Origin of the sequence: Actinophytocola sp. (assembly GCF_050699935.1) — a bacterium.
GTDB lineage: Bacteria > Actinomycetota > Actinomycetes > Mycobacteriales > Pseudonocardiaceae > Actinophytocola.
In genome coordinates this window covers 1-6,186 of sequence record NZ_JBOHGB010000243.1, presented here as the reverse complement: position 1 = coordinate 6,186, position 6,186 = coordinate 1, and the positions used below count along the sequence as shown (strand labels likewise).

At 70.2% G+C, this 6,186-nt stretch carries 6 protein-coding genes; 2 read left to right on the top strand and 4 right to left on the bottom strand.

Translation table 11 applies throughout. The annotated features are described in order from the left end of the window. From ACRDTB_RS36940 to ACRDTB_RS36930, 3 genes are all read right to left on the bottom strand, one after another. Positions 1-1,129: PPE domain-containing protein (locus ACRDTB_RS36940; protein ID WP_431436910.1), on the bottom strand; the 1,129-nt coding region annotated here is incomplete at its 3' end. 36 nt (positions 1,130-1,165) lie between these two features. Further along, positions 1,166-1,438: a hypothetical protein gene (locus ACRDTB_RS36935; RefSeq protein WP_431436909.1), complete on the bottom strand. Its 273-nt coding sequence runs from the start codon at positions 1,436-1,438 to the stop codon at positions 1,166-1,168. Positions 1,439-1,671: 233 nt separating this feature from the next. Further along, positions 1,672-2,274: a DUF3558 domain-containing protein gene (locus ACRDTB_RS36930; RefSeq protein WP_431436908.1), complete on the bottom strand. Its 603-nt coding sequence runs from the start codon at positions 2,272-2,274 to the stop codon at positions 1,672-1,674. A 46-nt stretch (positions 2,275-2,320) separates the two neighbouring features. On the opposite strand from ACRDTB_RS36930, the gene ACRDTB_RS36925 reads away from it, so the two are divergent. Next, positions 2,321-2,896: a type VII secretion system-associated protein gene (locus tag ACRDTB_RS36925; RefSeq protein ID WP_431436907.1), complete on the top strand. Its 576-nt coding sequence runs from the start codon at positions 2,321-2,323 to the stop codon at positions 2,894-2,896. Here ACRDTB_RS36925 and ACRDTB_RS36920 read toward each other — a convergent pair. Further along, positions 2,877-4,949, bottom strand: coding sequence for a putative bifunctional diguanylate cyclase/phosphodiesterase (locus tag ACRDTB_RS36920; RefSeq protein ID WP_431436906.1), 2,073 nt, complete (start codon positions 4,947-4,949; stop codon positions 2,877-2,879). The two genes, ACRDTB_RS36925 and ACRDTB_RS36920, sit on opposite strands and share 20 nt — an antisense overlap. Positions 4,950-5,272: 323 nt before the next feature. On the opposite strand from ACRDTB_RS36920, the gene ACRDTB_RS36915 reads away from it, so the two are divergent. Beyond that, on the top strand, positions 5,273-6,139 hold the full coding sequence (locus ACRDTB_RS36915; RefSeq protein WP_431436905.1) for a GH25 family lysozyme: 867 nt from the start codon (positions 5,273-5,275) through the stop codon (positions 6,137-6,139). Positions 6,140-6,186 lie beyond the last annotated feature (47 nt).

The window sequence follows — 6,186 nt, the reverse complement described above, 5'->3', positions numbered from 1 at the left end:
CACCGGGACCGCTCAAGGGCGGCCCGCCGCGCACCGGCACGCCACGACGGGCGGCGTCACCGGCGTTGACCGGCACCGGTCCGTTGCCACCGGGCGGGTTGCCACCGGTCGGCAGCGGGCCACGGCCGAGCAGCTGACCACGGTTGCCGGTGTTCTGCGGGCTGTTGGGGCCGATGCCGGTCGGGTTGGGCCTGTTACCGACAGTCGGCGGCAGCAGCGGGTTGGGACCCGGGCCCGGGTTGCTCGGCGTGACCGGCGTGTTCGGGATCCTCGGGCCTGGCTTCACCGGCGGGCCACCCACCGGCGGCTGCCCGGTCGGCAGCAGACCCTGCGGCGTCGTGCTGGCGGGCGGCGTCGACGCGCTGCCCACGGGCAGCGGACTACCGGCCGGCGAGGTCGGGGAGCCGCCGCCGATCGGGGTGAGGGTGCCGGCGCCGCTGGTCGGGATCGTGGCCCCGCTGGCGGTCGTCGACTGCGTGCCGCCGCTCGCCTGGGGACCGGCCTGCGACTCGGGACCGGTGACGAAGCCCGGCGTGCCGCCCTGCGGGGGCGGGGTGGACACGACCACATCTGGCGGCTTGACGAACGTGCCGAGCGTGTCCCGGTTCGAGGTGCTGCTCGACTCGTAGGTCTGCATGGTCTGGACGGCCTTCTGCTCGGCCTCGTTCTGCTCGCTCTCCTGCGCCTCGTGGTCCGCGGCCTGCACGGCGACCGCCAGGGCCGGCCCCGGGTTGCCCGTGAGCATGCCGGCGCCGGCGGAGACCATCTGCCACCCGGACGGCGCCGGGGTCGTGACCGGGACCGGCTCGGGCATGTTCGCTCGCGCGGTGGAGATGTTGTCGGCCTGGCTCTCGGTGGAGATCTTCATGACGGTCGAGCCGATCTCGGCGTCATTGGCCCACTCGGCGAGCGGCGTGAGGCCGAACTGCGCGCGCTCCGCCGCCTCACCCTCCCAGCTCGCGCCCATCTTCGTGAGCCTCGAGTTGAGCGTCTCGTCGACCTCGGTGAGCTCCTTGGTGAGACTCTCCCAGTATGTCGTCTGAGGCTCGGATGCGGCCGCCCCCGGACCGCTGTTGATCATCTTGTAGAGCTCGGGATGCCTGTAGCCCCGCCATCGGTGGTCACCCATGGAGATCAATCCTTCACGTGCGGACTGGTGGTCTGCCTAGTACTTGCCCCAGCGGGCGGTCTCGGTCCCCTCGATCGCCAGATAGTCGGCTCGCGCGGACTCGAGCGACTCGATCGCGTTGCGGAGCTGCTCCTCGTAGCCGGTGAGACAGGCGATGGCGGAGTCGGCACCGTTGCCGTTGGTGCGCTGGGTGAACTCCTGGGCCGTCTCGTTGCTGACCGGATCCCGCGCCCAGTCGTTGACCGGCAAGGTACTGAGCTCCCGCACCTTCTCGGCGATTCGGTCGTGGGCCTCACGAAAGGCCGACAACGCCTCAGGGATGGCGGAAGGCTCGATACGTAGTTGCTGAGTCCCCGTGAAGGTCGGTCCCGCTGGCGCGGACCCGGACCCACCGTCAGCTAGAAACACGGCTCGTCTCCCTCAGTCTGTGCTATCGCGACGACTGTATCTCCGATGCGGCGCGCCGTGTGGTGGTTCCCACAAGCAACTAGGCAACATCGAAAACTTCCTACCCGGGACGCGACCGGATCGCGACCATGACGTCAGCCGAGCGCGGAAACCACCGAGGCGGCGATCTTCGGGACAGTTTCGCAGATCTGGTTCTGCGGTGTCACCGGCTGGTCGTTGGGGTTGCCCAGGCCGTAGGAGACCCAGACGAACTGGCCGTCGTGCACGTCGAGCACGCCGAAGCAGTTCGCCGGCTGCGCCGGCTTGAGCACCGCCAACGGGTAGCCCTGCGCGTCGAAGTCCGTGACCTCGGCGTTCGCGGTCTCGACGAACTCGTCCGCGTCCTGGTCGGTGACCGCGATGAGGGTCATCGACAGGTTCTTGTCGATGCCGTTGGCGAAGCACTGCTCGCTGCCCGGGAAGACCTGCGAGGTGCCCCGAAGGGGCGGGCGGCCGTCCAGGCCGTACTTGCGCACCGGAATGCCGGTCATGACCTCGCAGATGTCGACCGAGGCGAGGTCGATGTCCCTGGGCCGCTTCGGCCTCTCCGGCGTGGGGCTTTCGGTAGTCCCGGTCGGCTCCTCTGTCTGGCCGGTGGTGGCCGGTGGCGTGTCGACCGCGGTCGGCTCGCCCGCCTGCGTTGTGGAGCAACCCGCGACGAGCAGGAGCGACGCGAGCGAGATGCGTAAGGTCCGCATGGTCGGTCAACCTACCGATTGGGCCGAACGGACCTACGATGTGGCCATGTCGGAGCAGTCGCCGGAGCCGGTCACCCCGCCCGAGATCACCCCGGAGATGCGGGCGAACGCCCGAGCGAACCCGAACACCTGGCTGTATGTGATAGACCCGGCCTTCGACGCGGAGGCCGACATCCCGCCGTGGGGCGTGGTCGGCGCGTACCCGGTGAACGCGCGTGGCGAGATCGACGCGGCGTTCCGGCGCAACACCGAGTACCGCCCATCGCCGACCGCGCTGCGGATGCCGGAGCCGGCGAGCGCCCTCGAGCGGACGCTGCAGCTGGTCCGGTCCGGTCACCTCGACCAGGCCACGCTGCCGGCCGCGGTGCTGCGTGCGTCGCTCCTGGTCTACGCGAGCTCGCCGGAGGACCGCTCGATCACCGGCTTCCCGGCCCGCCACGGCACGGTCATGGTCCCGGCGTGCACGTCGGTCGCGACCGTGCCGTCGGCCTGGCCGGGCTGGCGGGAGGTCACCGGCAGCGAGCTGGTGCCGCTGCTGCACGGCCACCCGGTGGTGATCAACCCGGCCGGGCCGGTCTCGGCGATGATCCCCGCCGCGCACCTCAGCCGAGCCAGTGGCTGATCTCCTCCGGCGAACCCGGCTTCGCGTACAGCCAGCCCTGGGCGGAGTCGCAGCCGATGGCCCGTAGCCGGTCGGCCTGGTCGCGGGTCTCGACGCCTTCGGCGATCACGTCCAGCTTCAGCGTGTGCGCCAGGGACACGAGCGCGGTCACGATCTGCGCGTCCACCGAGTCCGGCTCGTCCGCGCGCAGGCCCTCCACGAACGAGCCGGCGATCTTCAGCGCGTGCACGGGGAGGTGGCGCAGATAGGACAGGTTCGAGTAGCCCGTGCCGAAGTCGTCGATCGCGATCCGGATGCCCAGGCTCACGAGCTCGCGCAGGGCGGCGAGCGGCTCTCCGGTCGTACCCATGATCGCGCTCTCGGTGAGCTCGAGCTGCAGGCTCGTCGGCGGCAGCCCGGCGGTCGTAAGCACCTGCTCGATGTCCTCCACCAACCCCGGCTCGGCGACCTGCCGCGCGGCGAGGTTCACGCTGACCACCGGCTCGACGCCGCCCTGCCGTGCCCACGCGGCCGCCTGCGCGCACGCCTGCGCGAGCACCCAGTGGCCGAGCGGCACGATCAGCCCGGTCTCCTCGGCGAGCCCGATGAACCGGTCCGGGCCGAGCCGGCCGAACTCCGGGTGCGCCCACCGCACCAGCGCCTCGACGCCGAGCAGCCCGCCGTCGGACAGCCGGACGATCGGCTGGTAGTCGACGTAGAACTCGCGGCTCTCCAGAGCGGTGGGCATCGCGGCCGACAGCGTGATCCGGGCGATCTCCCGCGCGTTGCGCTCCGGGTCGAAGCAGGCCCAGCGGTTCTTGCCGTCGACCTTGGCCCAGTGCAGCGTGACGTCGACGTCGCGCATCACGTCGGCCGGCGTGGACGCGGACACCGGGCGTTCCAGGATGCCCACGCTCGCCGACACGGTCAGCCGGTGCCCGTCGACGTGCACGGGCTCGGCCACCGCGGCGAGGATCCGCTCGGCGAGCGCGACCAGCTCGGTCATGCCGTCCGAGTGCTCGACCAGCACGACGAACTCGTCGCCGCCCATGCGAGCCACGAGCCGGCCCGGTGCGTTCACGAGCCGGTGCAGCCGGTCCGCGACCCGCACCAACAGCTCGTCACCGATGACGTGGCCCAGCGTGTCGTTGATCGCCTTGAACCCGTCGAGGTCGAGGTAGCACAGGCCGATCCGCTGCCCGTCGTTCCCGGAGAAGGCGGCCTCGAGCCGGCCGGTGAACAGCGCGCGGTTGCCCAGACCGGTCAGCGGGTCGTGGTTGGCCTGGTGGCGCAGCTTCTCCGACAGCACGTGCCGCTCGGTGTTGTCCTCCACCATGCCGACGAGGAACTGCGGCGCGCCGTCCTCGTCGCGCACCAGCGACACCGTCACGCTCGTCCACAGTGGAGTGCCGTCGCGCTTGCGGAAGCGCCGCTCGATCCGGTAGTGGTCGCGCTGCCCGGCCACCATCTCGTTGAAGTACCGGCCCAGCTCCGGCGGGTCGTCGGGGTGCAGGTACTCGACGAGGTTGTGGTCCTTGATCTGGTCCGCCCGCAGGTCCAGCATCGTGGCCATCGCGGAGTTGACCTCGAGCAGCCGGCCCTTCGTGTCCGTGATGCCGATGCCGATCGCGGCGTCGGCGAACATCGCGCGGAAGCGCGCCTCGCTCGTCCGCCGCGCGACCTCCGCGTGGTCCCGGGCCTCGAGCGCGGAGCGGCGCAGCGACTCCTGCTCGGTGAAGATCCACTCGTGCGCGGCCCGCACGAACCCGGCCGCGAGCGCCGCCTGGACGAGGTTCAGCCGATCCGACCCGGCCAGCGGCCCGGCCACCAGCCGCATGGACACCGCCAACGCCTCCGGGGCGAGGAACCGCTGCCGGACGATCTCGGCGCCGACCCACTCGACGTGCGCCGGCACCCACTCCGGATCGGCGACAGCGGCCAGCAGGACGTCGGTCAACTCACCCACCCGTTCGAGCAGCATCGCCCGTTCAGCGGCCACGAACGCGGTCTCCGAGAGCGCAGTGGCCCACGCCGCCGCGAACTCGTCGCGGCCGGACCCTGCAGCGCCTGCCACCGTCACACCTTCCGGCAGAGTTTCCCGTCGGGCAACCTGCTCCGAGGTATCCCGAAGGATACGGCGGCCCTCACGCTCCGTCCACGACCAGGTTCGGACCGTCATCACTGGTCACCCCAGGGCGACGGAGGCGAGGCCCTCCAGTGGGGAGCTTAGGACTCCCCATGTGACCAACGATGGGCCGTACAAAACGTTATCGAAGCAGTCGTTACTAATTCACCTGCCCGCGTGACAAATCGGTACTACGCGACGACAATCGGTATCTTGGCAGTTCCGGACCGTGAGCTGCACACGCGAGGGCGATTCGGAAAGGGCAATTTCACATGAACCGTATCTTCCGCGGCCGGCGCCGCGGACTGATCGCGGCCGCAGTAATGGCCGCAAGTCTGGTACTGGCCGGGGCGTCGACCCCGGCTCTGGCCGGCCAGACCGCCTCCCCTGCCGGCGGTCTGTCCCCGGTCGACGCGATGGTGCAGAAGTACGACCACCCGATGGGCTCCCAGATCCGCCTGCACGAGGGCACGGCGCAGATGCCGCCGCGCGCCTTCGAGCCGCAGGACGTCTCCGCCCAGGCCACCGTGCCGGGCATCGACGTCAGCGGTCACCAGGGCAACGTGGACTGGCCCTACTGGTGGGGCCAGGGCAAGCGGTTCGTCTGGGCCAAGGCGACCGAGGGCACGGGCTATCGCAACCCGTACTTCGCCCAGCAGTACAACGGTTCCTACAACCAGGGCTTCATCCGCGGCGCGTACCACTTCGCGCTGCCGGACCGGTCCAGCGGCGCCGCCCAGGCGAACTTCTTCAGCGACAACGGAGGCGGCTGGTCGGGCGACGGCAAGACGCTGCCCGGGGCGCTCGACATGGAGTACAACCCGTACGGCTCCACCTGCTACGGGCTGTCCCGGGCCGGAATGACCAACTGGATCCGCGACTTCAGCAACACCTACAAGGCGCGGTGGAACAAGTACCCGGCGATCTACACGTCCACCAGCTGGTGGAACCAGTGTGTCGCCTCGAGCTTCGGCACCACCAACCCGCTGTGGGTCGCGCGGTACGCGGGGTCGGTCGGCCAGCTGCCGATCGGCTGGAGCTTCCACACGGTGTGGCAGTACAGCTCGTCGCCGATCGACCAGAACTCGTTCAACGGGTCCTATGACCGGCTGGTCGTGTTCGCGACGAACCACGACTGACAGTTCGTCCCTCTCCCCGCGGAGGGGGCTTTCGTCCACCGGTGGAC

What these genes read in the sequence shown, in the direction of transcription:
- ACRDTB_RS36930 (WP_431436908.1), bottom strand. Translation starts at nt 2,274, where the DNA reads ATGCGGACCTTACGCATCTCGCTCGCGTCGCTCCTGCTCGTCGCGGGT.
- ACRDTB_RS36925 (WP_431436907.1), top strand. Translation starts at nt 2,321, where the DNA reads ATGTCGGAGCAGTCGCCGGAGCCGGTCACCCCGCCCGAGATCACCCCG.
- ACRDTB_RS36915 (WP_431436905.1), top strand. Translation starts at nt 5,273, where the DNA reads ATGAACCGTATCTTCCGCGGCCGGCGCCGCGGACTGATCGCGGCCGCA.